The following is a 21,680-nucleotide window of genomic DNA, read 5'->3' as shown; positions in this document are numbered from 1 at the left end:
GCCCGGCTCGGCTCGAGGGCCTCTCACTTCTCGACGAAGCCCGCGACTCCTCCCTTCGCGCTGCCGTCCTGACGCACCACCGACGTGACCTGACCGGGCCGGCGCGTCGTCGAGGGCTCCTCCCGCAGGAGCCGGTCCAGCGCGGCCAACGCCGAAGGGGAGCCCTGCGCCACGACCTCGACCCGCCCGTCGTCCATGTTGCGGGCGTGGCCGACCAGACCCAGCTCGAGGGCCCGGGAGCGGGTCCACCAACGGAAGCCGACGCCCTGCACCCGGCCCCGGACGAAGTAGGTCGCGCGCTCCGAGCTGGTCATGGCGGCGAAACTTACCCGCTCCCCGGTGAGCCTCCACCACCCGAGGGCCGCGCGCGCCTAGCGTCGGCTGCGTGGGTCAGCCAACCGCCACCGCCGACGCAGAGGCCACCTCCGCGCCCGAGGCCACCTCCCCGCCAGCCCCGGCCGGCCGTGCCAGCCGCGGCCACCTCGCCGGGCTCGACGGCCTGCGGGCCCTGGCGATCGTCGCGGTCGTCGTCTTCCACCTCGACCCGGCCTGGCTGCCCGGTGGATTCCTCGGCGTCGACGTCTTCTTCGTCATCTCCGGCTTCCTCATCACCACACTGCTCGTCCGCGAGCGGCGGGACACCGGGCGGGTGGACCTGCGGGGCTTCTGGACCCGCCGGGCCCGACGCCTCCTGCCCGCCCTGCTCGTCGTCGTCCCGGTGGCGATCCTCATCGCCCGCACCGTCGAGGCCGACCTGCTCGTCGGCGTGCGCCGCCAGGCGCTCGGAGCCCTGACCTTCTCGACCAACTGGCTCGAGATCGCCCAGGGCAGCAACTACTTCGCCGCCACCTCGCCGCAGCTCTTCATGAACTTCTGGAGCCTGGCGGTCGAGGAGCAGTTCTACCTCGTGTGGCCGCTGGCGATGATCGGCCTGCTGTGGCTGCACCGCCGCTTCGCCGTCACCGAGGGCGCGCTCGCCACCCTCGTGCTCGGGCTGGGGCTCACCTCCGCCGTGCTCATGGCGGTGACCTTCGACCCCGCGGCGCCCACCGTCGCGTACTACGGCACGCACACCCACCTCGTCGGCCTCATGCTCGGTGCCGCCCTGGCGATCGTGTGGACCGGCCCGCTGCGGGCGTACACGACGAGCCGGGTGTGGTGCACCCGTCGACCGTGGATCGTCGGCGCCGCCATCGTGACGATCGCGCTGCTGCTGGCCTTCGCCGCCGAGGGCCACGCGTGGACCTTCCGCCTGGGCATCCCGCTCGTGTCCGTCGCGACCGCCGTGCTCCTGCTCGCGGCCGTGGAGCGCCCCGGGCGGCTGCGCAGCACCCTCGAGCTGCCGCCCCTGACGTGGATCGGGCAGCGCTCCTACGGCATCTACCTGTGGCACTGGCCGGTCATCCTCATCGTCGCCCAGGACATCCCGACGAGCGCCGGCTCCGCCGCCTTCGTCTGGACGCGTGTGTGGGCCGTCGTCGTGACCCTGGCCCTGGCCGACCTGTCCTACCGCTTCATCGAGACCCCCGTGCGCCGGCTCGGCTTCCGCGAGACGGGTCGTCGCATCCTCGGCGCCTTCACGCTCCTGCAGTCGGCGCGGGCCCGCCGCGTTGTGCTCGGCACCGCCGTCGCCGCCGCCCTCGTGCTCGGGCTCGTCCTCGTCACGGCCCCTGACACCACGTCGACCCAGCGCACCATCGAGGCCAACGAGGCCCGCGCGGCCGCCCCCCGCAAGACCGAGCCCGCCCCGACCTTCTCCGGCACCGCGAGCTTCACGATGCCGGAGGGGGACGAGATCGACGTCTTCGGCGACTCGATGGTCGTCGGCTCGGTGCCCGCGCTCGAGTACTACTTCCCCGGCGTCCAGATCGACGCGAAGTCCAACCGCCGCTGGTCCGACGGGCGCTCGGCCATCGAGGCGGCCGGCTCCTCGCTGCGCCGCGCCGTCGTCCTGGCCTTCGGCACCAACGCGGGCACCGAGCCCGAGACGATCCGCGCGATCCTCGACGAGATCGGCGACGACCGCATGGTCGTCATCGTCAACCTCCACGCCGATCGGCTCTCCCGCATCGACGACGACAATGCCGAGCTGCGCAAGATCGCGGCCGAGCGGCCCAACGTCGCCCTGGCCGACTGGGACGCGGCCGTGGCGGCGGAGGACCTGCAGGCCGACGGCATCCACCCTTCGCTCGGCGGGGCGCACACCTACGCGGCGACGATCCGGCAGGCCTTCGCCGACCTCTCCGAGAAGCACACCGGCAAGTCGGTGAAGCTCAAGGAGCTCCCCCGCCCCTGACCCCGCATCTGCCTAGGGAAATCACCCATCCGGACCACATTTCCCTAGGGAAATGCGCACACCCGGCCGCATTTCCCTAGGCAGATGCGCACGCCCGGCCGCATTTCCCTAGGCAGATGCCGACCTCGGGCGCACCTGGCAGCGCGGACACGAGGTGGAGCTGCGGTTCATGAACTGCTCGCGTCGCATCGTGGTGCCACACCGCGGGCAGGGGCGTCCCTCCTGGCCGTAGGCGGCGAGCGACCGGTCGAAGTAGCCCGAGGCGCCGTTGACATTCACATAGAGCTCGTCGAAGCTCGTGCCGCCCTGCTCCAGGGCCTGCGCCATGACGTCGCGCGCATGGTCGAGCAGGCGCGCGATCGCCGGCTTCGTCAGCGACGAGGCGAGCCGCTCCCCGTGGACCCCGGCACGCCACAGCGCCTCGTCGGCGTAGATGTTGCCGATGCCGGAGACGACGGTCTGGTTGAGCAGCACCCGCTTGATCCCGCTGCGCCGCCGCTTGATGTCGCGCACGACGACGTCACGGTCGTAGTCGGGGTCGAAGGGGTCGAGCGCGATGTGCGTGATGCCCTCCGGCACACCGTCGACGAGATCGGCGAGGGCGAAGCCGCCGAAGGTGCGCTGGTCGACGAAGCGCAGCTCGTGGCCGGCGTCGGTGAAACGCACCCGAGCGTGGGTGTGGCGGGCCTCCGCGTCGTCGGGGTCGGTGACGAGCATCTGCCCGCTCATGCCGAGGTGGACGACCAGCCCCTCGTCGGGCACGGCGTCAGGCCCCTCGGCGAGGGCCAGCCACAGGTACTTGCCGCGCCGGTGGGCCCCGGTGACGGTGCGACCGGCGAGGCGGTCCTCGAGATCACGCGGACCGGGCACGTGGCGTCGAGCCACCCGCTCGCCGCGCAGCGACACGGTCTCGATGGTCCGTCCGGTGACGTGGGCGGCCAGTCCGCGTCGGACGACCTCGACCTCGGGCAGCTCGGGCACGTCAGGCCGAGGTCTGGGGCGCGTCCGCGGTCAGCGCCGCGTACGCGTTGGCCGCAGCCTGCTGCTCGGCGTCCTTCTTCGACCGCCCGACACCGGTGCCCCGCACCTCGTCGCCGACGTGGGCGTGGGCGGTGAAGGTCTTGTCGTGGTCGGGACCCTCGTCGCTCGTGCGGTACTGCACGCCGCCGAGACCTTGGGCGGCCGCGACCTCCTGCAGGGAGGTCTTCCAGTCGAGGCCGGCGCCGAGGTTGGCCGAGCTCTTCATCACCGGGCCGAGCAGGGAGTGCACGAGCAGCCCCGCGGCGTCGAGGCCGCGGGGCTTGGGCGTCGAGAGGTAGACCGCGCCGATGACCGCCTCGACGGTGTCGGCGAGGATCGAGTTCTTGTCCCGCCCGCCGGTCGTCTCCTCGCCGCGCCCGAGGCTGACGAAGTCACCGAGACCGATGGTCCGGGCGACCTCCGCCAGGGCACGCATGTTGACCACGGCGGCCCGCAGCTTCGCCAGCTCCCCCTCGCTGAGGTCAGGGTGCGTCGAGTGCAGGTGGTCGGTGACGACGAGCCCGAGCACCGAGTCCCCGAGGAACTCGAGGCGCTCGTTGTGGGGCAGGCCGCCGTTCTCGTAAGAGTACGAGCGGTGTGTGAGCGCACGCGTGAGCAGCGGCTCGTCGACGGGCTCCCCGGTCACCTCGGTGAGGTATCGGGAGAGCTCCTCGACGGGCCGCTGCTGCGGTGAGGTCCTGTCGCTCATTGCGACAGGAGGCTCAGGCCTGGTGCTCGGTACGGTCCGCGGTCGCGTAGTAGCGACCCTTGTAGGTACCGCAGGAGGGGCAGGCCTGGTGGGCCGGCGCCGGCGACTTGCACTGGGGGCAGGTCGACAGCGCGGTCGGCGTCGCCTTCCAGTTCGCGCGGCGGCTACGGGTGTTGGAGCGCGACATCTTCCGCTTCGGGACGGCCACGTCAGTTCCTCTTCTCTTCGTTGTCCTCATCCCCCGCCTGGGCGGCCAGAGGCGCAAGCGCCTCGAGTGCCGCCCACCGGGGGTCGATCAGCTCATGGTGGTGCTCCGGGTCGTCCTCGAGCCTGGCTCCGCACTCGGAGCACAGTCCCGGACAGTCGTCCCGGCACACCGGTTGGAAGGGCAGGCTCGGCAGCACCGCGTCCCGCAGCACCGGCTCGAGGTCGATCTGGTCGTCCTCGATCTGGTGCTCTTCCTGCTCGTCGGCCTCGGCATCCACCTCGCGGTGGTGCTTCGCCCGATCCGGCCAGACGAACAGCTCCTGGAAACGGTTGTCGACCGGCAGGTCGATCTCGTCCAGGCACCGCACGCATGCGCCCGTCGCCGTGGCAGAGACCGTCCCCGTCACCAGCACGCCCTCGTGCACGGACTCCATCCGCACCGTCAGGTCCATCGGGTGGCCCTCGGGGACGGACAGCACGTCCGTGCCGAAATCGGCAGGTGCTCCGGCCTGGACGTCCACTTCATGCATCGACCCGGGTCGTCGGCCCACGTTCTTGGCATCAAGCACCAAGGGCGAGGAGGGGGCGTTGCGTTCCATGGCTCCAGTCTCCGGAAGAACGGCCCACGACACGACGACGTAGACCGACGCACCAGACTACCGGGGATCCCCCCTTCGTCCCAAACCGGCGAAGGGGGCGGCGCTCAGGGCCGCGGCAGCCGCTCGACGAGGGCGTCGCGCACCTCGTCGGAGACCAGTCCGGTGACGTCGCCGCCGAAGCGGGCGACCTCCTTGACGAGCGAGGAGGAGACGTGCTCGTGGCGGGGGTCGCCGGGGATGAAGAGGGTCTCGACACCCGTGAGGTGCCGGTTCATCAGGCCCATCGGCCACTCGTAGGAGAAGTCGGTCTCCCCGCGCAGCCCCTTGAGCAGGACCTGCGCGTCGAGCTCCGCGCACACGTCCACGACGAGCTGGTTGGCGAAGGGAGCGACCCGCACGTTGCCGAGATCCCCGACCTGAGCCTCGATGAAGGCGACCCGCTCGTCGACGGTGAAGGTGCCCTGCTTGGCCGGGTTGTGCAGGATCGCGACGACGACCTCGTCGAAGAGCGTGGCGGACCGGCGAAAGACGTCGACGTGGCCGACCGTCACCGGGTCGTAGGAGCCGGGGCAGACGGCGCGGGTCACGACGGCTGGTCGTCGTTGGGGAGCAGACCGTCGTCGTAGGCCTGCTTGACAATGGACTCCACCTGCTCGATGCTGCCGGCGCCGGCCTCGAGGAGCGCGTTGCGCCTGGCGGACCAGCTCTTGCCGAGCTGCTCGCGCAGCTCCTCGCTCGCGTCCTCCCGGGCCGGGTTGAGGATCGTCAGCTCCTCCTCGCCGATGTGGTGGTTGAGCACCTCCGCGACGGCCTCGAGGGCGTCCTGAAACTTCTGCGTGTCGGTGCCCTTGGCCCGGAGCAGGTGGAGCAGCGCCTCGTTGGTCGCCGCGTGCTCCTTCTCGCCGTGCTCCTCCTCCTCGCCGGCGATGACCTTGCGCGACTTCAGCTTCGGGTAGGCGATCTCCTCCTCGGCCTCGCTGTGGGCGATGAGCAGTGCGGCGAAGGCGGCGCGGGCCGCCTCGCGATCAGCCGTGGCGTCGCGCATGTCGCGCATGAGGCTCTCGAAGAGCCGGTGGTCGTCGGCGATGAGGTCCGTGATGTCGCCTGCTGCCGGCCGCGGGATCGTGTAGTCGCTCATGTCCCCATTCCTACCGGATGATCGGGGACGGTGCGGGAGGCCGGCCGCTCAGATCTGGTAGTCGGGGGCGACGCGGGTGGCAAACCACAGCGTCGTCTCGCCGTAGGCCTTCGAGCCCTCGGCGACGATGCCGTCGGGCCAGGTCGGCTCAGGCGAGCGGGACGAGCGCTCGATGACGATGACCGGCTCCTGGGCCAGCCACTGGTGGGCGAGGAGCATCTCGAGGACGGCGGTGAGCGAGTCCTCGGTGACGTCGTAGGGCGGGTCGGCGAGGACGAGGTCGTAGCGCAGCGAGGCCGGACGGTCGAGGGCCTGCTCGACGGTGCTCGACTGCAGCCGCGCGCCGGCGACGCCGAGGTCGGAGATGTTGGCGCGGATCGTCGCGGACGCCCCGCGGTCGGACTCGACGAGCAGCACGCTGGCCGCGCCGCGGCTGGCCGCCTCGAGGCCGAGGGCCCCGGAGCCGGCGTAGAGGTCCATGACGTGCGCCCCGTCGATGACATCGCGCGCCTCGAGCGAGCTGAAGAGCGCCTCGCGCACCCGGTCGGTCGTGGGCCGCGTGCCGTCGCCGGAGGGGGTGCGCAGTCGTCGGCCGCCGGCCTCGCCGCTGATGATCCGAGTCACCGCTCCATGATGCGTCATCGGGTCGGCGAGGGACCACCCGGGCGCGGGTCCGCCCCTCGCCCGAGGTCACCGCGACGAAGGGAGCGACTCAGCCCTTCTCGAGGTAGGCCGCCTGCTCAGCGTCGAGCCAGTCGGTGATCGTCTCGCGCAGCTGCGGGTGGTCGCTGAGCTCCGGGTCGGCGTCGAGCAGGCCCTGCGCGTCCTCGCGGGCGGCGACGATGAGCGGCTCGTGCTCGAGCACCGACAGGTGCTGCAGCTGGCTGCGCACGCCGTGCTGGGCGGTGCCGAGCACGTCGCCCTCGCGGCGCTGGGTCAGGTCCAGGCGCGCGAGCTCGAAGCCGTCCGTGGTCGCGCTCACGGCCTGCAGCCGCTCGAGCGCCGACTCGCTGTCGGTGTCCGTCATGAGCAGGCACAGGCCGGGGTGGCCGCCACGGCCCACGCGTCCACGCAGCTGGTGCAGCTGCGAGACGCCGAAGCGGTCGGCGTCGCGGATGACCATCATCGAGGCATTGGGCACGTCGACCCCGACCTCGATGACGGTCGTCGACACGAGCACGTCGATCTCGCCGGCGTGGAAGCGCGCCATGACGCGCTCCTTGTCCTCCGGGGCCATCCGCCCGTGGAGCATCTCGAGGGTGACGCCCTGGAGGACCGGGTGCTCGGCGAGCGCCGCGATCGTCTCCTCGACCGCGGCGAGGGGTCGCTCCGTGCGCTCCTGCTCGACACGCTCACCGTCGTCGTGCTCGTCGTCGACGACGGCGTCCTCGGCGACGAGGTCGACCCCGTCGAGGTCGTGCGGGTCGTCGCCGCCGATGCGGGGGCAGACGACGTAGACCTGACGTCCGGCCGAGACCTCCTCGGCCACGCGGGCCCAGGTGCGGTCGACCCACCCCGGCTTGCGGGCCTCGACGACGTGGGTGGTGATCGGCTGGCGGCCCCGCGGCAGCTCCCGCAGGGTCGACGTCTCCATGTCGCCGAAGACGGTCATCGCCACGGTCCGCGGGATCGGGGTCGCCGTCATGACGAGCAGGTGGGGTGGAGTGACGCCCTTGGCGCGCAGGGCATCTCGCTGCTCCACGCCGAAGCGGTGCTGCTCGTCGACGACGACGAGCGCGAGGTCGGCGAAGGAGACCTTGTCCTCGAGCAGGGCGTGGGTGCCGATGACGATGCCGGCCTGCCCGGAGGCGATCTCGAGCAGCGTCCCGCGGCGGCGGGCTGCCGACATCGACCCGGTGAGCAGGGCGACGCGGGTGGCGTGCTCGTCGCCGCCGAGCATCCCCCCTTCGGCCAGGTCACCGAGCATGGCGGTGATCGACGCGGCGTGCTGGGCGGCGAGCACCTCGGTCGGCGCGAGGAGCGCCGCCTGTCCCCCGCTGTCGACCGCGGCGAGCATCGCGCGCAGGGCGACGATCGTCTTGCCCGAGCCGACCTCGCCCTGCAGGAGGCGGTGCATGGGGGTCGGGCGGGCCATCTCGTCGAGGATCTCGCGACCGACCTGCTGCTGCCCCGGCGTCAGCTCGAAGGGCAGCCGCTCGTCGAAGGCTGCGAGCAGGCCACCCTCGCGGGGGGCGCGTCCCTGCGTGACGACCGCCGCTGCCGCGCGCCGCCGCTGCCCGAGGATGCACTGGAGGACCAGCGCCTCCTCGTAGCGCAGCCGCTCCCTGCCGGCCTCGACGTCGGCGTGGTCGCGGGGTGCGTGGATGGCACGCAGGGCGGACCTCCGGTCGAGCAGGCCACGCCGGGTCCGCACGGCCTCGGGCACGGCGTCGACGACGCCGTCGAGCTGCCCGAGCACGAGCCGCACGCAGCGGGTGATCGTCCACGGGTGCACGCCGGGCACGTGGCGGTAGATCGGGATGAGGCCGGTGTGGTCGGCGTCGCCGAGCTCACCGAGGGCCGCGGCCTCCTCGAGCGAGGCGTAGCCCGGGTGTGCGAGCTGGGTGACGTTGCGGTACTCCGAGACGGTGCCGGCGAAGAGGAACTCGCGCCCGGCGACGAGCTTGTGCTCATGGCCGCGCGCGTCGAAGAAGGTCACGCGCATCCGCGAGCGCCCGTCGGTGATCGTGGCCTCGAGCATGCGGCCGCGGCGGGACTTCATCGTGCGGGTCTCCGCGTGCTCGACCCTGGCCACCGCGACGAGGAAGTCCCCGGGGCGGGGGCGGCCGAGGTCGGGGGCGGCGGTGCGGTAGCGCCGGGGCCAGAAGTCGAGCAGCTCCCCGACGGTCTCGATCTGCCGGTGCTTGGCGAGCTTGCCGGCTGCCTGGCCGCCGAGCAGCCCCTTGAGCCGGGTCTCCTCGGTCGCCACTACTCGGCCCCGAGGAGGAGCAGGTAGTGCGGCTGGCCGCCGTCGACGACCTGCACCTCGATGCCGGCGCGCCGGGACTCGATCCACCCGGTGACGGCCTCGGCGAGCCCGTCGGGTGCGTCCTCGCCGACGACGAGCGTCACGAGCTCGGTGCCCGCGGAGACGATGCCCTCCAGCACCTCGCGGGCGACCTGCTCGGCGTCGGAGCCGACGATGGTGATGTCGCCGCTCACGACCCCGAGGACGTCACCGACCTCGCAGAGCCCACCGCTCGTCAGCCCGGCCTTGACGGCGACCGTCACGGCGCCGTGGCGGGTGGCGGCGGCCGAGCGGGTCATCGCGAGGACGTTGTGCTGCGTCGTCGCGCCCGGGTCGAAGACGGCGAGCGCCGCCAGTCCCTGGACCGCGGTCACGGAGGTGATGACGTGGACGGTCTGCCCCTCCTGGGCTGCGGCGTGGGCTGCCGCGTCGGCGGCCATCCGGGTGTCACGGTCGTTGGGCAGGAGGATGACCTCCTCGGTCCCGGCCTGGCGCACCGCCGCGACGAGCTCGCCCGCCGAGGCGCGGTGACCGGGGCCCGAGGCGACGGTCGTCGCCCCGGCCTCCTCGAGCAGGGCGGCGATGCCGGGCCCGGCCGCGCAGGCGACGATCGACAGGCCGCCCTTCGGGGCCGGTGCGATGGTCTCCAGGAGGGTCACGGCGACCCGGCGGGGCACCCCGTGCTCGATGCCGGCCTCGAGGGCCGCCCCGATGTCGTCGGTGTGCACGTGCACGTGGCACACGTCCTCCGCGGTCGACACGACGACGCTGTCGCCGATCTCGTCGAGCCGCTGACGCAGCCGGGCCACGCCCCCTTCGTCCACGTCGTGGAGCAGGTACATGACCTCGTGGGCCGGGCCGTCGTGGGGAGCCGTCACGGCGGCCCCGTCGACCGGGCGGGTCCAGCCCGGGCGCCGCTCGAGCGTGGGGTTGAGGGTGAACTCGTCGACGGCATAGCTCGTCGGCGCGCCCTCCTCGTGCACGACCTGGTCCAGGGCCTCGACGAAGAGGAGGTACCCGGCGCCGCCGGCATCGACGACCCCGGCATCGGCGAGCACCTGCAGCTGGTCCGGGGTGCGCGCCAGCGCCGCGCGCGCTGCGTCGACGGCTGCTCGGGTGAGCTCCCCCAGGCTGCCCCCGTCACGACAGACCTGCTCGGCCCGCTCGGCGGTTGCGTCGGCGACGCTGAGGATCGTCCCCTCCTGCGGGCGCACGACGCTCTCGCGGGCCCGGTCGGCACCGCGGCGCACCGCTTGGGCCACGGCCTCGGTGTCGATCGACACGAGGTCGCCGGCGCTCACGACCTCGCTGACCCCGCGGATCATCTGGCTGAGGATGACGCCGGAGTTGCCCCGGGCGGACATCAGGGCCGCGCGGGAGATGGCGGCGGCCTCGCTGGGCAGCGGGAGGCTGCCGAAGGTCCCGGCACGCTCCTGCTCCGAGCGGGCGGCGTCGAGGGCCTGGTCGAGGGTGAGGTACATGTTGGTGCCCGTGTCACCATCGGGGACCGGGTAGACGTTGAGCGCGTCGATCTCGGCACGCCTCGCGGCGAGTGCGGCGCGGGTCACCACGACCCACCGGCGCACGGAGTCAGCGTCGAGGACCTCCAGCACGCCGTCAGGGTAGTGGAGAAGGACCGCCCCCACGCCGTTTTGGTGGTGTCGTGCTCACTCGGCTACTCTGTACCGGTTGCCCGGTGACAGGTCCGCCTCTTCGGTGGAGTGCCCGAGCACGACACTCACGTAACTGACGAACACAGGAGATACCCGTGGCTGCCAACTGCGACGTCTGCGGCAAGGGACCGTCCTTCGGACACTCCATCTCGCACTCGCACCGCCGCACCAAGCGTCGCTGGAACCCGAACATCCAGCGCGTTCGGGCCAAGGTGGGCGACGCCGGGGTGACCCCGAAGCGTCTCAATGTCTGCACCTCGTGCCTCAAGGCCGGCAAGGTCAAGCGCTGACCCGAGCCTGACGACATCGCCGCCGCTCCCCTCACGGGGACGGCGGCTTTTTCGTGCGTCCACGGGCGCCACCGCCACGGCCGAAGGGGGTCACCCCCGGAAGTGGTCCCAGCCGATCACCTCGGGTGCTGTGCCGTCGACGAGCACCGCGGGCTCCCCGGCCGCACAGCTGCCGAGGACCTGCCAGCCAGCGGGGACGTCAGCCGGCGCGAAGGTCGCCACGAGCGAGTGCTCCTCGCCCCCGCTGAGCACCTGGACGAGTGCCTCGTCGGCCCCCAGGGCCCGGGTGAGCGGGCCGTCGGCCTGCACGCGCAGTGCCTGCCCGTCGAGCTCGACCCGCACGCCGCTCGCACGGGCGACCCGGCCGAGGTCGCGCACGAGCCCGTCGGAGACGTCGATCATCGACGTCGCCCCGGCACGCGCCGCCGCGGGCCCCTCGCGCCAGGGCGGCGACCCGGCGGTCCGGTGGACGAGGCAGAGGTCGTGGGCCGCCTGCTCGGACCCGCCCGGCTCGCCGTCGAGGTGGGTGCGTCCGCGACCCGCGAGCAGGAGCTGCAGCCCTCCCCCGGACCGGCCGAGCCCGCCCCGGACGGCGACGACGTCGCCGGGCCGGGCACCGTCGCGACGCACGGGTGGACGCCCTTCGAGGTCACCGGTCGCCGTGATCGCGACGACGACCGTGCCGGAGGCCGCCGACGAGAGGTCGCCGCCGAGCACGGGGGCACCGGCCTCCCCCGCGGCCTGCGCGATGCCCTCGGCGAGCTCGAGCGCCCAGGCCACCTCGGTCTCCGGGTCGGCCGCGAGCGCGACGAGCAGCCCGGTGGGCACCGCCCCCATCGCCGCGATGTCCGCGATGTTTTGCGCGACGACCTTGAGCCCCACCTCGCGCGCTGACGACCAGTCGTCGCGCCAATCACGCCCGCGGACCATGGAGTCGGTCGTGAGCACGACACTCCCCGAGGGGGCGGCGAGCACCGCGGCGTCGTCGCCGGGGCCGAGCGGCACGGCCGCGGGCCCGGTGATCCCGCCGAAACGCGGGAAGAGCTGCTCGAGCAGCTCGCCCTCGGTGAGGTCACGCAGGCGCGTGCGGGGCATCCGGGCTCTCCGTCCGACGAAGGGGGGTCAGGACCGCACGGTAGCCTCCCGGCCGTGCCCACCACTCCCCGACCTCGCGTCGCGCTCGCCTGTGCCCTCGCCCTGCCCCTGCTGCTCGCCGGCTGCGCCGGGGCCGTCGAGGTGGGCGTGCCCGGGGCGGCGGGTAGTCCGGCGTGCACCGCCGCGAGCGAGCACTGGCCGCAGGAGCTGTCGGGTCAGGCCCCCGTGGAGACGGACCCGAGCGACCCGGCTGTCCGGGCGTGGGGCGACCCGGCGATCGTCGCGCGCTGCGGTGTGCCGGCGATGCCGCCCACCGAGGAGCAGTGCGTCGTCGTCGACGAGATCGGGTGGGTCGCCGAGGACCTGGGTGACGGCACGCGACTGACGAGCTTCGGTCACGACCCGGCGATCGAGGTCATCGTGCCGCAGGAGCAGGGTCCGGGCCCGCTCCTCCTGCCGGCCTTCAGCGAGGCTGTCGAGGAGCTGCCGACCAACGGCCGGGAGTGCTCCTGAGTCCGGGGCACTCCCCCTTCGCTGCGTATCTCCCTAGGGAAATACGGCCCTCCTGCGCATTTCCCTAGGGAGATGCGCACCCCTCGGCACATTTCCCTAGGCAAATGACAGCGAAGGAGGGTCAGCGCAGGCCGACGGGGCGCTCGAGGGCGAGCTGGATGAGCTCGTCGACGAGCTCGGGGTAGGTCACGCCGCTCGCCTCCCACATGCGCGGGTACATCGAGTGGGGCGTGAAGCCGGGCATGGTGTTGATCTCGTTGATGACCACGGCACCGCCGTCGGTGACGAAGCAGTCGACCCGCGCCAGGCCTTCGCAGGCCAGGGACTCGAAGGCGGCCGCTGCCAGGCGACGCACCTCGTCTGTGACGGCCTCGGACAGGTCCGCCGGGCAGGAGAGGACGACCGAGGCCTCGTCGAGGTACTTGGCCTCGAAGTCGTAGAAGTCGTGCCCGTGGCCCTCCTCGACGACGATCTCGCCCGGCATGGACGTGCGCGGCGCGTCGAGACCGCGGCCCTGCAGCACGGCGCACTCGATCTCGCGGCCCACGATGCCGGACTCGACGATGACCTTGAGGTCGTGCTCGCGGGCGGCCTCGATGGCGGCCTCCAGCCCGTCGGGGGTGTCGACCTTGGACACTCCCATGGACGAGCCGGCCCGGCAGGGCTTGACGAAGATCGGGTAGGTCAGGGCGGCCACAGCGTCCATCGCCGCGGCCTTGTCCCGGCGCCACTGGGCGTCGGTGATGACGGTGTAGGGCCCGACGGGCAGACCGGCGCCGGCGAAGACGACCTTCATGTAGTGCTTGTCCATCCCCGCCGCCGAGGCGAGCACCCCCGAGCCGACATAGCGGATGTCGGTGAGCTCGAGCATGCCCTGGAGGGTGCCGTCCTCGCCGTAAGGGCCGTGGAGCAACGGGAAGACGACGTCGACGTCGCCCAGCGCCTCGAGCGCCTGACCGGGGCGGTGGACGGTGAGCGCCGTCTCCCCCACGCGCGTCGGCAGGATCACCTCGGTGCCGGTGTGGGCGACCTCGGGGGTGTGCCCCGGCGTGAGCGCCAGCGCGTCGGGGTCGTCGGCGGCCAGGACCCAGGCGCCGTCGCGGGTGATGCCCACGGGCACGACGTCGTAGGCGTCGCGGTCGATCGCCCGCAGCACACCGGCCGCGGTGGCGCACGAGACGGCGTGCTCGGAGGAGCGTCCGCCGAAGACGACGGCGACGCGCGGCTTGCTGCTGGGATGGCTGCTCATCGGGGGAAGACTAACGTCTAGCCTCTCGCCCATGGAGCACCGAGACGACGACGCGCACGCAGCCCTCTCCCCCCGCACCCGCGTGGTGGCGCTCGGTCGGCCCGAGCGGGCGCCGGGCGCGCCGCTCAACGCTCCGGTCACCTTCACCTCCACCTACGTCCAGGACGGACCGGTCAACTACGCCCGCGTCGACAACCCGACGTGGACCCCCTTCGAGCTGGCCGTGGGTGACCTCGAAGGGGGCCGGGCCCTCCTCTACTCCTCCGGCATGGCGGCCGTGCACGCGGCGCTCTCCCTCGTGCCCCAGGGCGGGACCGTCGTCGCGCCGGCCGCGGCCTACAACGGCGTCGTCGTCTCCCTCACCGAGGCCGCCGAGGCTGGCCGGCTCACCGTGCGCTGGGTCGACATCACGGACGATGCCGCCGTCGGGGCCGCCCTGCCGGGCGCCGACCTGCTGTGGCTCGAGTCGCCGTCCAACCCGCTGCTCGAGGTCGCCGACATCGCAGGTCTGGCGGCCGCGGCGCACGAGGCGGGGGCGCTCGTCGTCGTCGACAACACCTTCGCCACCCCGCTGCTGCAGCGACCCCTCGAGGACGGCGTCGACGTCGTCGTGCACTCGGCGACGAAGTACCTCGCGGGCCACTCGGACATCATCCTCGGGCTGACCGTCACGCCCGACACGGCGACGGGACGGGACCTGCACACCCGACTGGCCCGGCAGCGAACCCTCGGCGGGGCGATCGCCGGCCCGATGGAGGCGTGGCTGGCCCTGCGCGGGCTGCGGACCCTCTCCCTCCGCGTCGAGCGGGCCTGTGCCAATGCTGCCGATCTCGCGGGACGGCTGGCCACCCACCCGCGGATCTCGCGGGTCCGCTACCCCGGCTGGGGCGCCATCGTCTCCGTGGAGGTCGCTGGCGAGGGTGACGGCGTCGTCGAGGCGGAGGCCCTGACCACCGGCACGCGGATCTGGTCGCCGTCGACGAGCCTCGGCGGGGTGGAGTCGCAGCTCGAGCGGCGGCGTCGCCAGCCGGGCGAGCCCGAGGCCGTGCCCGTCAACCTCGTGCGGCTGTCCGTCGGAGTCGAGGACGTCGAAGACCTCTGGGCCGACCTCGAGCAGGCCCTCGACCGCATCTGACGGCGCAAGCGCAGGACGAAGGGGGGTGACCGCGCACATCAAGCCGAAGTCAGGCACGACGACGTGACCTGCGGGGAGACGAAGGACTTCGGCGGGCGCGGTCGTCCCCCTTCATCCGGAGCCGCAGCGGCCCTTCGAGACGGTCGCGGGCGGCCTCCTCAGGGAAGAGGGCGCTACTCGGTCTCGTGCTTGCGGGCACGCGAGAGGAGCACGCCCACCATGTCGCGCGGCGAGACGCCCTCGTGGACGACCCGGGTGACCTGCTCGGTGATCGGGACCTCGACGCCGTGGGCGCGGGCGAGGTCGAGGATCGAGGCGCAAGACTTCACACCCTCCGCGGTCTGGCGCGTCTGCTCGGTCACCTCGGCGACCGACAGACCCTCGCCGAGCTTGACGCCGAAGGAGTGGTTGCGCGAGAGCGGCGACATGCACGTGGCGATGAGGTCGCCCACGCCGGCGAGCCCGGCCATCGTGCGGGGGTCGGCGCCCAGCGCCATGGCCAGGCGCGTGGTCTCCGCGAGACCGCGGGTGATGATCGACGCCTTGGTGTTGTCGCCGAAGCCCAGGCCGGCGGCCATGCCGACGGCGAGCGCGATGACGTTCTTGACCGCACCACCGAGCTCGACGCCCACGACGTCGGTCGAGGTGTAGGGGCGGAAGAAGCTCGTCGAGCAGGCGGCGGCCACGCTCGTCGCCGCGTCGACGTCCGGGCAGGCGACGACCGTCGCGGCAGGCTGCTGCTGCACGATCTCGCGTGCGAGATTGGGCCCGCTGACGACCGCGATCCGCTCGGCTGGGATGCCCGCGACCTCGTGGATGACCTGGCTCATCCGCTTCGTCGTGCCGAGCTCGATCCCCTTCATCAGCGAGACGACGATCTTGTCCTGTCCGAGCAGGGGGGCCCAGCCGGTGAGGTTGTCGCGCAGCGACTGCGACGGCACGGAGAGGACGACGATGTCGGCCCCGTCGGTCACCTCGGCGGGGTCGGTCGAGGCCGAGATGCGCGAAGGGAGCGCCACCCCCGGCAGGTAGTCGTCGTTGACGCCGGCGTTGAGCTGGTCGACGAGCCCCTGACGGCGGCCCCACACCCGCACGTCGTTGTCGCCGGCGGCGAGGATGGAGGCAAAGGCGGTGCCCCAGCTGCCGGCACCGAAGACGGCGATCTGTGTCATTGGTCGACTCCTTGTCGGTAGTTGCCCGTGACCCTCAGGCCGTGGGACTTGGGGTCGAATCGCTCGGCGGGTGCTCTTTCGCCCCGCAGCTGCTCGAGCTCGTGCGTGATCGCCGCCATGATGCGCTCCGTGGCGGCGGTGACCGTCGGGGCATTCAGCGGCTGGTCACGCAGGTCGTCCAGGTCGACCGGCGGCCCGAAGCGCACCCGCATGAGCCGGCGGTGCCGGGAGAGCCGAGGCCGCTTGGCGTAGCGGGGCAGCAGCTCCTGCGGGCCCCACTGCGCGACGGGGATCACCGGCGCACCGGACTGCAGCGCCAGACGTGCGGCACCCGTCTTGCCACGCATGGGCCACAGGTCGGGGTCGCGGGTGAGCGACCCCTCGGGGTAGACGACGACGCACTCCCCCTCGCCGAGAGCCCGGACGGCAGGGACGAGAGCCTCTCCGGCAGACGAGGTCTCGCGGTCGACGCGCACCTGCTTGGCGTGGCGCAGGACCCACCCGACGACCGGGGTGTCGAAGAGCGTGCTCTTGGCGAGGTAGACCGGGCTGTAGCCGCGGTTGTAGAGCACGTGCGCCCACGGGAAGGGGTCGACGTGCGAGATGTGGTTGGGCGTGATGAGGAAGCCGCCCTCCTCGGGCACGTGCTCGAGGCCCGACACCTCGTAGCGCGCGACGACGCGCATCGCGCCGCGCAGCAGCCGGGCGGCCACCCGGTACATCACGGGCGTGTGCGTGCGGTGGACGACCATGTCACCTCTTCTGCTGTCGGGTCCGGGGTGGGACCCGCGGCCGGCGTCGGCTTGTTCACCCTAGGACACGGATACGCTCGCTCACGTGCAAGCCACGGTCTTCTCCCACTCCCCGGATGCGACGACGGTCGTCACCGACGCGGGCCGCCGCCTCGAGGTGGCCGCGGAGGTCGTGGCCGCCAGTGGGCTGCGCTTCGTGCGGCCCGGTCAGCGGGTGAGCATCACCCTGCGCGGCGACGTCGTCGAGCGGCTGTGGATCACCGGCATCGGCGAGGGCGAGACGATCACCTGACGGGACGACGTGGGGGCCGGCGACCTCGGTCACCGGCCCCACGCGTACCGCAGGTCAGTCGCTGCTCGCGGCGGTCTTCTTCGCGGGCGTGGCCTTCTTGGCGGGCGTCGACTTCTTCGCCGGCGTCGCCTTCTTCGTCGAGGTGGCCTTGGTCGCCGTGGCCTTCTTGGCGGGCGTCGACTTCTTCGCCGGCGTCGCCTTCTTGGCCGAGGCGGCCTTGGTCGCCGTGGCCTTCTTCGCGGGCGTCGACTTCTTCGCGGGCGTCGACTTCCTCGCCGGCGTCGCCTTCTTCGCCGAGGCGGCCTTGGTCGCCGTGGCCTTCTTCGCGGGCGTCGACTTCTTCGCCGGCGTCGCCTTCTTCGCCGAGGTCTTCGTGGCGGTCGACGTCTTCTTGGCGGGTGCGGCCTTCTTCGACTTGCGACCGGGAACGGCGCTCTCGGCGATGCCGAGAGCCGTCCCCGCGACGCTCGTCACGGTGCCGGCCGCAGCCCGCGCCGCGGCAGGGGCCGCCTTGGGCAGGGAACGGGGGTCGGCCACGTAGCCCTTGAAGCTCGTCCCGGCCTTGAAGCGCGGCACCGACGTCTTCTTGATCTTGACGACCTCACCCGTGCGGGGGTTGCGGCCGGTGCGGGCTGCGCGGGCCGCCTTCTCGAAGGTGCCGAATCCGGTGATGGCGACGCGGCCACCCTTCGCCACCTCGCGGACGATCGTGTCGAGCACGACCTCGAGCGCTTCCTGGGCGGCCTTCCGGCTGCCGAGCCTCTCCTCGAGAGCCTTGACGAGTTCTGCCTTGTTCACGGTCACTCCCGTAGCGGTACGGCGCCGGTCGTCCCCCGGCAGGGAAGGCCGAGTCGTGCACCCGACCTGTTCCGACGGTAGGGGTGGGGAGAGCCACGGTGTGTGATTTGGACCCCGTCAGTTTGTTGTCGCGCAAGCCGGTTCACGAAGGGGGCGGCGCGCCGCCCCCTTCGCTGTGAACCAATACGCCTGTGCGGCAAGGAGTTACGCCGGGTTGGTGACCGGCTTCCAGCTCGGGCGGGCGGCCTCGAAGTCGGTGACGTCCTGCTCGTGACGCAACGTCAGTCCGATGTCGTCGAGCCCCTCGAGCAGACGCCAGCGGGTGTAGTCGTCGACGTGGAAGGCGCAGACGATGTCGCCCGCGGTGATCGTCTTGGCCGTGAGGTCGACGGTGATCTCCGCACCCGGGGTGTTGTCGAGGTACTTCCACAGCAGCTCGACGTCGTCCTGCGAGACCTGCGCGGCGAGCAGCCCCTGCTTGCCGGAGTTGCCGCGGAAGATGTCGGCGAAGCGCGAGGAGATGACGACCCGGAATCCGTAGTCCTTGAGCGCCCACACGGCGTGCTCGCGCGAGGAGCCGGTGCCGAAGTCGGGGCCGACGACGAGCACGGAGCCGTCGCGGTAGGCGGGCTGGTTGAGCACGAAGTTTTCGTCGCCCCGCCAGGCCGCGAAGAGCCCGTCCTCGAAGCCGGTGCGCGAGACCCGCTTGAGGTAGACGGCGGGGATGATCTGGTCGGTGTCGACGTTGCTGCGGCGCAGCGGGACGCCGGTGCCGGTGTGGGTCGTGAACTTTTCCATGGCGTGCTCCTCAGACCGTCTCGAGGCTGGCGGGGGCGTCGGACTCCAGGTCCGCGGGGCTCGACAGAGTGCCGCGCACCGCGGTCGCCGCGGCGACGAGCGGGCTGACGAGGTGGGTCCGGCCACCCTTGCCCTGGCGCCCCTCGAAGTTGCGGTTGCTCGTCGAGGCCGACCGCTCCCCCGGCGCGAGGGTGTCGGGGTTCATGCCGAGGCACATCGAGCAGCCGGGCAGGCGCCACTCGGCACCGGCGTCGGTGAAGACCTGGTCCAGGCCCTCGGCCTCGGCCTGCAGGCGGACGCGGGCGGAGCCGGGCACGACGAGCATGCGCACGGAGTCGGCGACGCGGCGTCCCTTGATGACCTCGGCGGCGGCGCGCAGGTCCTCGATCCGACCGTTGGTGCACGAGCCGACGAAGACGGTGTCGACGGCGACCTCGCGCAGCGGGGTGCCGGCCGTGAGCCCCATGTACTCCAGGGCCTTGGCGGCGGCGACCCGCTCGGTGTCGTCGGCGATCGCGGCGGGGTCCGGCACGGCCTCGCCGAGCGGCGAGCCCTGGCCCGGGTTGGTGCCCCACGTGACGAAGGGGGTGAGCGTCGAGGCGTCGATGTCGACCTCGGCGTCGAAGACGGCGTCGTCGTCGGTGCGCAGGGTGCGCCAGTGCTCGACGGCGGCGTCCCAGTCGGCGCCGGTCGGGGCGTGGTCGCGGCCCTTGAGGTAGTCGAAGGTCACGTCGTCGGGGGCGATCATGCCCGCGCGGGCGCCGGCCTCGATCGACATGTTGCACACGGTCATGCGTGCCTCCATCGACAGGGCCTCAATGGCCTCGCCGCGGTACTCGAGCACATAGCCCTGCCCACCGCCGGTGCCGATCTTGGCGATGACGGCGAGGATGATGTCCTTGGCGGTCACGCCGGGCTGCAGCTTGCCGCGGACGTTGATCGCCATCGTCTTGAAGGGGTTGAGCGAGAGGGTCTGCGTCGCGAGGACGTGCTCGACCTCGCTCGTGCCGATGCCGAAGGCCAGCGCACCGAAGGCGCCGTGGGTGCTCGTGTGGCTGTCGCCGCAGACGACCGTCATGCCGGGCTGGGTCAAGCCGAGCTGCGGCCCGACGACGTGGACGATGCCCTGCTCGGCGTCGCCCATCGGGTACAGCCGCACACCGAACTCCGCGCAGTTGTCGCGCAGGGTGTCGACCTGGACCTTGCTCACCGGGTCGGTGATCGGCCCGGGGGTCGTCGGGACGTTGTGGTCCTCGGTCGCGAGCGTGAGGTCGGGACGGCGCACGGGCCGGCCGGCGATGCGCAGGCCCTCGAAGGCCTGCGGGCTCGTCACCTCGTGGAGGAGGTGCAGGTCGATGTAGAGCAGGTCGGGCTCTCCGTCGACGTGTCGGACGACGTGCTCGCCCCAGACCTTTTCGGCCAGCGTTCCAGCCATGTGCCTCTTCCCTCCAAGCGGTTCCGCGATGTGTGCGCGGGGGTGTGTCGCTGCCGACATTCGCACGTCGCCAGCGACCCGGATCTTGCGTCTCACGACATGAGATGTCAATATCACTCCATGGACAACGGTAGCGGAGTTGGCGTTCTCGACAAGGCCGCCGTCGTGCTGGGCGCTCTCGAAGCGGGTCCCTCGACCCTCGCCCAGCTCGTCGCGGCCACCGGTCTGGCACGCCCCACGGCACATCGCCTCGCGGTCGCCCTCGAGCACCACCGACTCGTCGCGCGCGACATGCAGGGGCGCTTCGTCCTCGGTCCACGCCTCGGCGAGCTGGCCGCCTCGGCCGGCGAGGACAAGCTCCTCGTCGCCGCCAACCCCGTCCTCGGCGCCCTGCGCGACCACACCAACGAGTCGGCGCAGCTCTTCCGCCGCCAGGGCGAGCACCGTGTGTGCGTCTCGGCCGCGGAGCGCCCGGTCGGTCTGCGCGACTCGATCCCCGTCGGCGCGACGCTGTCGATGCAGGCCGGCTCCGCCGCCCAGGTCCTGCTCGCGTGGGAGGAGCCCGACCGGCTGCACCGCGGCCTGCAGGAGGCGGCCTTCACCGCGACGATGCTCTCGGCGGTGCGCCGCCGCGGGTGGGCGCAGAGCGTCGGTGAGCGCGAGGCGGGCGTCGCCTCCGTCTCGGCCCCCGTCCGCTCCCCCAGCGGACGGGTCATCGCCGCCGTGTCGATCTCGGGCCCGATCGAGCGCCTCTCCCGCCAGCCCGGTCGCCTGCACGCCGCGACCGTCATCGCCGGCGCCAACAAGCTGACCGAGGTCCTGGAGAAGCACGCCAAGGCGGCCGAGGCCGCCGACCGCGACACCGAGTGAAGACGGAGCACAGGGCGAAGGGGGGGCACTCCCCCCCTTCGCCCCGCCTGTCGTCGTTGACGCCACCCGGCGTCGTCAATGCCACCTGGCTGCCCCGAGGAGGGCAACCGGGCGACAACAATGACGCCGGCCACCTGCTCGGACGCGTCCGCCCCCGAGCAGGAGCGGACGGGCAGGAGGCGTGGCGCAGCGTCAAGCCGATGTCGTGAAGGACGAGGTGAGCACACGACCACGAAGGACATCAGCAGCGCGCCATGTCTCCTGATCGGTAGCGGCTGACATGAGACCGGAGCGGATGCGCTCCCGCACACGACGAAGGCCCCCGCTCTTCAGAGCGGGGGCCTTCGACCGATGTAGCCCCGACGGGATTCGAACCCGCGCTACCGCCTTGAGAGGGCGGCGTGCTAGGCCACTACACAACGGGGCCATATGTGCTTCCCAAACCGGCTGACCGGCTGGGCAACGGAGAGAACTTTAACCCGAAGGGGGCTCTTTCCGAAATCGAGCGGCGAACCGCTCTCAGCGCTGGGGTACCAGGACTCGAACCTAGAACAACTGAACCAGAATCAGCCGTGTTGCCAATTACACCATACCCCAAGGGGGTATCACCGACCCTTCGGACCGAAGTCCGCGCGGCCTGTGAACCGAGTGACGATGCTACCCGCGAAAGG

General features: G+C 72.1%; 23 protein-coding genes and 2 tRNA genes. 6 read left to right on the top strand and 19 right to left on the bottom strand.

Translation table 11 applies throughout. The features are described 5' to 3' along the window. Positions 1-23 precede the first annotated feature (23 nt). Positions 24-314, bottom strand: coding sequence for an acylphosphatase (locus tag AB4Y78_RS00475; RefSeq protein ID WP_259911748.1), 291 nt, complete (start codon positions 312-314; stop codon positions 24-26). A gap of 71 nt (positions 315-385) precedes the next feature. Here AB4Y78_RS00475 and AB4Y78_RS00470 point away from each other — a divergent pair, with 71 nt between their 5' ends. Next, a complete protein-coding gene (locus AB4Y78_RS00470; protein ID WP_265231449.1) occupies positions 386-2,296 on the top strand; it encodes an acyltransferase family protein in 1,911 nt (636 codons plus the stop codon). A 108-nt stretch (positions 2,297-2,404) separates the two neighbouring features. Here the strand turns inward: AB4Y78_RS00470 and mutM are convergent, their stop codons facing one another. The 9 genes from mutM to AB4Y78_RS00425 form a co-directional block, all read right to left on the bottom strand. Next, on the bottom strand, positions 2,405-3,277 hold the full coding sequence (gene mutM, locus AB4Y78_RS00465) for a bifunctional DNA-formamidopyrimidine glycosylase/DNA-(apurinic or apyrimidinic site) lyase (protein ID WP_007927845.1): 873 nt from the start codon (positions 3,275-3,277) through the stop codon (positions 2,405-2,407). Position 3,278: 1 nt separating this feature from the next. Beyond that, positions 3,279-4,025 (bottom strand): ribonuclease III, encoded by a 747-nt coding sequence (gene rnc / locus AB4Y78_RS00460; protein WP_007927846.1) that lies wholly within the window; start codon positions 4,023-4,025, stop codon positions 3,279-3,281. Between the two features lie 13 nt (positions 4,026-4,038). After that, a complete protein-coding gene (gene rpmF / locus AB4Y78_RS00455) occupies positions 4,039-4,233 on the bottom strand; it encodes a 50S ribosomal protein L32 (protein WP_007927847.1) in 195 nt (64 codons plus the stop codon). A 1-nt stretch (position 4,234) separates the two neighbouring features. Beyond that, positions 4,235-4,831 (bottom strand): YceD family protein, encoded by a 597-nt coding sequence (locus AB4Y78_RS00450; RefSeq protein WP_441713843.1) that lies wholly within the window; start codon positions 4,829-4,831, stop codon positions 4,235-4,237. Between the two features lie 104 nt (positions 4,832-4,935). Then, on the bottom strand, positions 4,936-5,418 hold the full coding sequence (gene coaD / locus AB4Y78_RS00445; protein ID WP_441713842.1) for a pantetheine-phosphate adenylyltransferase: 483 nt from the start codon (positions 5,416-5,418) through the stop codon (positions 4,936-4,938). Then, positions 5,415-5,969, bottom strand: coding sequence for a hemerythrin domain-containing protein (locus tag AB4Y78_RS00440; RefSeq protein WP_259911762.1), 555 nt, complete (start codon positions 5,967-5,969; stop codon positions 5,415-5,417). Before AB4Y78_RS00440 ends, coaD begins: the two co-directional genes overlap by 4 nt. 48 nt (positions 5,970-6,017) lie before the next feature. Beyond that, on the bottom strand, positions 6,018-6,593 hold the full coding sequence (gene rsmD, locus AB4Y78_RS00435) for a 16S rRNA (guanine(966)-N(2))-methyltransferase RsmD (RefSeq protein WP_259911764.1): 576 nt from the start codon (positions 6,591-6,593) through the stop codon (positions 6,018-6,020). Positions 6,594-6,681: 88 nt separating this feature from the next. Then, positions 6,682-8,898: an ATP-dependent DNA helicase RecG gene (locus tag AB4Y78_RS00430; protein ID WP_259911766.1), complete on the bottom strand. Its 2,217-nt coding sequence runs from the start codon at positions 8,896-8,898 to the stop codon at positions 6,682-6,684. Beyond that, entirely contained in the window at positions 8,898-10,550 is a 1,653-nt protein-coding gene (locus AB4Y78_RS00425; RefSeq protein ID WP_259911768.1) for a DAK2 domain-containing protein, read from the bottom strand. Before AB4Y78_RS00425 ends, AB4Y78_RS00430 begins: the two co-directional genes overlap by 1 nt. A gap of 155 nt (positions 10,551-10,705) precedes the next feature. Between AB4Y78_RS00425 and rpmB the strand changes: the two genes are divergently transcribed. Then, positions 10,706-10,900: a 50S ribosomal protein L28 gene (gene rpmB, locus AB4Y78_RS00420; protein ID WP_007927862.1), complete on the top strand. Its 195-nt coding sequence runs from the start codon at positions 10,706-10,708 to the stop codon at positions 10,898-10,900. Between the two features lie 90 nt (positions 10,901-10,990). Here rpmB and thiL read toward each other — a convergent pair whose 3' ends face one another. Beyond that, the gene (gene thiL / locus AB4Y78_RS00415) at positions 10,991-11,995 is read right to left on the bottom strand and encodes a thiamine-phosphate kinase (protein ID WP_259911770.1); all 1,005 of its coding nucleotides are present in this window, start codon (positions 11,993-11,995) and stop codon (positions 10,991-10,993) included. Positions 11,996-12,049: 54 nt separating this feature from the next. On the opposite strand from thiL, the gene AB4Y78_RS00410 reads away from it, so the two are divergent. Next, on the top strand, positions 12,050-12,508 hold the full coding sequence (locus tag AB4Y78_RS00410) for a DUF3515 family protein (protein ID WP_007927864.1): 459 nt from the start codon (positions 12,050-12,052) through the stop codon (positions 12,506-12,508). A gap of 121 nt (positions 12,509-12,629) precedes the next feature. On the opposite strand, the gene AB4Y78_RS00405 is transcribed toward AB4Y78_RS00410, so the two are convergent. Next, positions 12,630-13,757: a D-alanine--D-alanine ligase family protein gene (locus tag AB4Y78_RS00405; RefSeq protein WP_265231442.1), complete on the bottom strand. Its 1,128-nt coding sequence runs from the start codon at positions 13,755-13,757 to the stop codon at positions 12,630-12,632. Positions 13,758-13,788: 31 nt separating this feature from the next. On the opposite strand from AB4Y78_RS00405, the gene AB4Y78_RS00400 reads away from it, so the two are divergent. Next, positions 13,789-14,892 (top strand): trans-sulfuration enzyme family protein, encoded by a 1,104-nt coding sequence (locus AB4Y78_RS00400; protein ID WP_441713840.1) that lies wholly within the window; start codon positions 13,789-13,791, stop codon positions 14,890-14,892. Positions 14,893-15,065: 173 nt separating this feature from the next. On the opposite strand, the gene AB4Y78_RS00395 is transcribed toward AB4Y78_RS00400, so the two are convergent. Further along, positions 15,066-16,064, bottom strand: coding sequence for an NAD(P)H-dependent glycerol-3-phosphate dehydrogenase (locus tag AB4Y78_RS00395; RefSeq protein WP_441713839.1), 999 nt, complete (start codon positions 16,062-16,064; stop codon positions 15,066-15,068). After that, positions 16,061-16,816 carry a lysophospholipid acyltransferase family protein gene (locus AB4Y78_RS00390; protein ID WP_441713838.1) on the bottom strand — a complete coding sequence of 252 codons (756 nt, stop codon included), beginning with the start codon at positions 16,814-16,816 and terminating at the stop codon, positions 16,061-16,063. Before AB4Y78_RS00390 ends, AB4Y78_RS00395 begins: the two co-directional genes overlap by 4 nt. Positions 16,817-16,901: 85 nt before the next feature. Here AB4Y78_RS00390 and AB4Y78_RS00385 point away from each other — a divergent pair, with 85 nt between their 5' ends. Continuing rightward, positions 16,902-17,108 (top strand): hypothetical protein, encoded by a 207-nt coding sequence (locus AB4Y78_RS00385; protein ID WP_259909846.1) that lies wholly within the window; start codon positions 16,902-16,904, stop codon positions 17,106-17,108. Between the two features lie 54 nt (positions 17,109-17,162). On the opposite strand, the gene AB4Y78_RS00380 is transcribed toward AB4Y78_RS00385, so the two are convergent. The 3 genes from AB4Y78_RS00380 to leuC form a co-directional block, all read right to left on the bottom strand. Beyond that, positions 17,163-17,906 carry an HU family DNA-binding protein gene (locus tag AB4Y78_RS00380; protein ID WP_441713837.1) on the bottom strand — a complete coding sequence of 248 codons (744 nt, stop codon included), beginning with the start codon at positions 17,904-17,906 and terminating at the stop codon, positions 17,163-17,165. A gap of 204 nt (positions 17,907-18,110) precedes the next feature. Next, entirely contained in the window at positions 18,111-18,704 is a 594-nt protein-coding gene (gene leuD, locus AB4Y78_RS00375; protein ID WP_259909844.1) for a 3-isopropylmalate dehydratase small subunit, read from the bottom strand. Positions 18,705-18,714: 10 nt separating this feature from the next. Beyond that, positions 18,715-20,139 carry a 3-isopropylmalate dehydratase large subunit gene (leuC, locus tag AB4Y78_RS00370; protein ID WP_282069741.1) on the bottom strand — a complete coding sequence of 475 codons (1,425 nt, stop codon included), beginning with the start codon at positions 20,137-20,139 and terminating at the stop codon, positions 18,715-18,717. Positions 20,140-20,259: 120 nt separating this feature from the next. Between leuC and AB4Y78_RS00365 the strand changes: the two genes are divergently transcribed. Next, positions 20,260-21,009 (top strand): IclR family transcriptional regulator, encoded by a 750-nt coding sequence (locus tag AB4Y78_RS00365; protein ID WP_007927877.1) that lies wholly within the window; start codon positions 20,260-20,262, stop codon positions 21,007-21,009. Positions 21,010-21,363: 354 nt separating this feature from the next. On the opposite strand, the gene AB4Y78_RS00360 is transcribed toward AB4Y78_RS00365, so the two are convergent. Then, a tRNA-Glu gene (locus AB4Y78_RS00360) sits at positions 21,364-21,436 on the bottom strand. A gap of 98 nt (positions 21,437-21,534) precedes the next feature. Further along, a tRNA-Gln gene (locus AB4Y78_RS00355) sits at positions 21,535-21,606 on the bottom strand. Between the last annotated feature and the right edge of the window lie 74 nt (positions 21,607-21,680).

This window comes from Janibacter sp. RAF52, assembly GCF_052114035.1.
GTDB lineage: Bacteria > Actinomycetota > Actinomycetes > Actinomycetales > Dermatophilaceae > Janibacter > Janibacter hoylei.
This window is presented reverse-complemented; position numbering and strand designations above follow the sequence as displayed.

Excerpts from the sequence above, each read along its gene's own strand:
- AB4Y78_RS00475 (WP_259911748.1), bottom strand. The coding sequence starts at position 314 with ATGACCAGCTCGGAGCGCGCGACCTACTTCGTCCGGGGCCGGGTGCAG.
- rnc (WP_007927846.1), bottom strand. The coding sequence starts at position 4,025 with ATGAGCGACAGGACCTCACCGCAGCAGCGGCCCGTCGAGGAGCTCTCC.
- AB4Y78_RS00450 (WP_441713843.1), bottom strand. The coding sequence starts at position 4,831 with ATGGAACGCAACGCCCCCTCCTCGCCCTTGGTGCTTGATGCCAAGAAC.
- AB4Y78_RS00440 (WP_259911762.1), bottom strand. The coding sequence starts at position 5,969 with ATGAGCGACTACACGATCCCGCGGCCGGCAGCAGGCGACATCACGGAC.
- thiL (WP_259911770.1), bottom strand. The coding sequence starts at position 11,995 with ATGCCCCGCACGCGCCTGCGTGACCTCACCGAGGGCGAGCTGCTCGAG.
- AB4Y78_RS00405 (WP_265231442.1), bottom strand. The coding sequence starts at position 13,757 with ATGAGCAGCCATCCCAGCAGCAAGCCGCGCGTCGCCGTCGTCTTCGGC.
- AB4Y78_RS00400 (WP_441713840.1), top strand. The coding sequence starts at position 13,789 with ATGGAGCACCGAGACGACGACGCGCACGCAGCCCTCTCCCCCCGCACC.
- AB4Y78_RS00395 (WP_441713839.1), bottom strand. The coding sequence starts at position 16,064 with ATGACACAGATCGCCGTCTTCGGTGCCGGCAGCTGGGGCACCGCCTTT.
- AB4Y78_RS00390 (WP_441713838.1), bottom strand. The coding sequence starts at position 16,816 with ATGGTCGTCCACCGCACGCACACGCCCGTGATGTACCGGGTGGCCGCC.
- leuD (WP_259909844.1), bottom strand. The coding sequence starts at position 18,704 with ATGGAAAAGTTCACGACCCACACCGGCACCGGCGTCCCGCTGCGCCGC.
- leuC (WP_282069741.1), bottom strand. The coding sequence starts at position 20,139 with ATGGCTGGAACGCTGGCCGAAAAGGTCTGGGGCGAGCACGTCGTCCGA.
- AB4Y78_RS00365 (WP_007927877.1), top strand. The coding sequence starts at position 20,260 with ATGGACAACGGTAGCGGAGTTGGCGTTCTCGACAAGGCCGCCGTCGTG.